The sequence below is a fragment of the Paenibacillus sp. NRS-1782 genome (genome assembly GCF_050467685.1).
Classification (GTDB): Bacteria; Bacillota; Bacilli; order Paenibacillales; family Paenibacillaceae; genus Paenibacillus; species Paenibacillus terrae_A.
Genome location: NZ_JBITPH010000133.1, coordinates 1 through 3,878 on the forward strand (window position 1 = coordinate 1; position 3,878 = coordinate 3,878).

The following is a 3,878-nucleotide window of genomic DNA, read 5'->3' on the forward strand; positions in this document are numbered from 1 at the left end:
TTTGGTTATTCAACAGGCGTGTTTATTTAACTATGTATCATATGACGATTTTATGCTGAAAGGGTGGCTTATCCATGAAAATCACACCCACGATTAGAGCAGAAGTTCAAACCTATCTGATACGGAAAGGATTGAGTATGACCAAGTTTGGTCGCATTATTGATTTGAATCCGGGTACAGTGAGCGGTATTGTAACGGGCAATCGTATCATTTCGATGCACCAATTGGATCGCATCACGTTAGGAATGGATTTACCCGCAGACCATTTTTATGAACGTTACATTGAAGAGTGCATTATGGAAGAACCGCTGAACTGGAAAAGAATTAGCCCGTTCTTGTATCGCTGTGTACAGTTTAATCGACTGGATTGCTTACAGCGAGTTGTAAGTGTTCTGCTGGATAAACCGACCTATCTCCATTATCTCTATGAATTAGCCGAGGATTGTTATGAAGAAAGTTATAATGAAGCAGCGGCTTACCTATACGAGAACATAGCTGAGGGCGAGAAGTATCAACATTCTGATCGCTTGGCAGTCTGCCATTATCGTATATTCACGATTCAGATTGGAGACGATCAAAACCGAAATCTCAAGGCAGCTACACGATTTGAGGATTTTGTTGAACGGTTGGACGAAGTAGTACAACTTGATGCGTTAAAGGATCTGGCGAATGTATATCGTTCTTTACGTGAATGGGATAAGGTGGATGAAATAGCTAAAGCTTTGGGGATTAAAGCAGAGATTCAATACAAGTTGGATCAACATCATGATGCGAAAAAAGAGAACTTAAAGAAACCTGCTTCCCCACCATTTGCTTATTGGGCATTTTCTCATCTACTTCATGCTGAAGTATGTGAAGCTCATAAAGATTATGAGAAGGCACTTCAACATACATACACATATGCTGACTTAAGTTGGGTGAAGGAAACCGATGAAATCACCTTGGAATGGAAGAAGCGATATAAAGAATGGGCTGAAGCCAACACTTATGTAAATAAGATTCATGCTGGTGAAGTTGGTGCTTTGGCTGATTATGTAGCATTTTTTTCTTCAAAGAAAGAAGAGACACTTCCCGGATTAGATAACGTAGTTGAAGTTGCTAATCGACATCATTTAAATATTGATCATATTCTAAAGCAATTTGAAACGGAAATTTTTGCTTTGCTGGATAAACCTGAGCGCGTAGGCGTGTACAATCAACAATTCATTACAGAACGCTATGTTCATTTTACATGTGCATTAGCGGTTTACTACTTTAACAAAAGTGATTTTGCAGATGGATTTACTTTTTTGTTAAGTTGTTTGGAAAAATCTGCATTAATCAATAATAAATCGTATATAATTAAATGTGTAAAGCTGTATGATTCCTATCAGGAGTATGCATCATCTGAGACGAAGGCGGCATACAGAAATTTGATTAAAGAGGTGGAGGAAGATGAAACGTAAAATAATTCTATCTTTTTTAGTTACTGGTTTTATATTAGTAGCAATAGTAGTTCCCCCTCTTCAGCATCTAGACAAAGGATCGACTTACGAGCCGACTGGACAACACGGAGGAATGTGAGGATAAAAGGTCTCAAGTTCAATATCACAGTAGAACCAGAAAGTACAACTATTCTCAAGAGGTTAGATGGGATTATCCGTCTAGCCTTTTTGATTTGCCAAGCTGAAGTAGCAATGAAATATTAAGTAACTGATTATACTTTGTATCTAGTACTTTTGCAGGAAATTAGTACAAAAAAATTGGAATTATTTACATCAGAAACTAGCTGTGATAGACTAATTATGGAATCAAATGTATAAAAACGGGAGGTAACATTGATGAAAAAAAGATTGCTATTGTTATGCTCAAGTGTGATTTTAGGTTTTTCTTTAACTGGTACAAGTTTTGCGGCAGTTGAGGAAGCTAGTCAAGAAAAATTAAGTGGCTTTAGCTACAACTCTTCAGGTAATGTCTTTTCCTCAGATGCTAACCTAAAAGACATTAAGGTTGTGCAAAATGACTCCCATCTTTCTGTGTCATATAAATTGGAAGATAAAGAAGTTATCTTAGAAACAGAAAAATACTCAGATGGTGAATTTGAAAGATATTCGGGTGAGGCAGTAGTTGATGGGAAAGATAAATTTGAAACAGATATCATTACAAATAAGAATGGTTTAAGTGGATTAGTATTTGATTCAAAGCAAAATGTAAATCACGCCTTCGTTATTGATTATAAAGGTGAAGCTGTTGAAAAGACTTCACAAATAATCAATGCAATAAACGCCAGCCAAGATAAATTGGAAATCTCATTAGAAGAAAATAAGGGTGTAACTCCATCTACTACATCTAGAAATCTGACAGCTAGAATTACACATAAGCCTTCAGAAATGGGGGGTCTAGGCAGAACGGGGTATAATGATGGTACACTCTATTACACAAGATACACCAATCATCCTGATGGAATAAAAGTATATTTTGACAGATTGAATGCTACAATTGAAAAACTTGGGCCTTTCGGTTCCTTTGGGATAAAAAACGCTGACGAACTGTATGGTTCTGTTTACACTACTCCTTTTAATGCTAAACAACCAATCACAGACTATTACATTAGAACAACTTCAACAAGTTCAAAAAATTTCATTTTTTATTCAGCCGCAGCAAAAGAAGCAACGGTAGGAGGAGTCCCAGTATACTCATTTGAGACAAAAGAAATGATATTACCGTAAATTTTCTTCCTGAAAGGATACTACATGAAAAATGATTGGCGATTCATTCAAATCCTACTAATAATTATCATTTTATGTAGAGGTTTTTACAATCTAATTAGCTTTATAAACCGAGAAAAATTCGATGTTTTCCATCTATCTTTAAGCTATTTTTGGTATTTACCTACCATTATAATTGCATTAGTAGTGTTATTGTCAAGTTGTATCTTTTTCTTACTAAAGAGACAATATGCCGGGAAAATGCTTGCCGTATCTCTGTTAGTAGATGGATTATTTATTATAGTCTATTCATTAATGGTTTACATCCCAGTGTTTATGAATTCTTGGTATTTTCTCGTTCTTGGGATTGTAATCGGTCTACTGGAGGTACGAGCAGGAAAAACATTATTCGTAGAAATTAAATAATAAAAATAACTCGTAAAATGGAGTCTTTCGAGATTATCCACCTTACGAGTTGTTTTTATTATAGGGGTAAACTGTCAAGTAATGAGCCATACAATAAAGCTGTAACAGACCAATTAGATAATCTATTTTATTGAACTAGACCAAGGGGCTGACAATAGTAAAATGGGAGTGAGCTTGTTTGCATAGTTAAAACACCTGAATAAAGGGGTATGGTATTTGCATACACCTTGCTTCAATATCCACTGTGACAAATTGTTGTGCTTGGGTAGGCGATCAAAGCGCTGGACCATTGGACCAGCGGTCAATGAAGGATGTGGCTGAGTCTATTGGAGAAAACGGACGGAATAGGATCAATCAGGTTGACATAAGACGACTTAATTTTTTTTCTTCATTATATACATTTTTGATTGTACATACAGATTGAACACATATAATCCAGTTTGTAGATGATTTGTGAAATATTCGTTGACAGTATCGTAGGACAGTGTTATATTATAAATACACCATTTGAACGTAGCGAATTCAGTTGGAATCACAAAGAAATGGAGATACAAAATGAAGCGAAAAGTATTGCGAAGGTGAAACGGGATCAAGAAGAATGAAAGATGAGCAGTTGACAATACATATTGCTTTACCACGGTTACAATGAACACAGTAGATTTAAAACACAGTAAGTAAATGAAATGAATGCTAGATTGGATAGTCGGAATAAAATTAGTTTTAGGATCGGCAAACTTATTATTGTGGCTCTTCGCTCTACTGGAT

The 3,878-nt window shown here is 35.7% G+C and carries 2 protein-coding genes; both read left to right on the forward strand.

Annotated elements, in window-relative coordinates; genetic code table 11:
- Nucleotides 1-74 precede the first annotated feature (74 nt).
- On the forward strand, nucleotides 75-1,445 hold the full coding sequence (locus tag ACIFQM_RS25060; RefSeq protein WP_430044582.1) for a transcriptional regulator: 1,371 nt from the start codon (nucleotides 75-77) through the stop codon (nucleotides 1,443-1,445).
- Nucleotides 1,446-1,820: 375 nt separating this feature from the next.
- The gene (locus tag ACIFQM_RS25065) at nucleotides 1,821-2,708 is read left to right on the forward strand and encodes a hypothetical protein (protein WP_430044580.1); all 888 of its coding nucleotides are present in this window, start codon (nucleotides 1,821-1,823) and stop codon (nucleotides 2,706-2,708) included.
- Nucleotides 2,709-3,878: the final 1,170 nt, after the last annotated feature.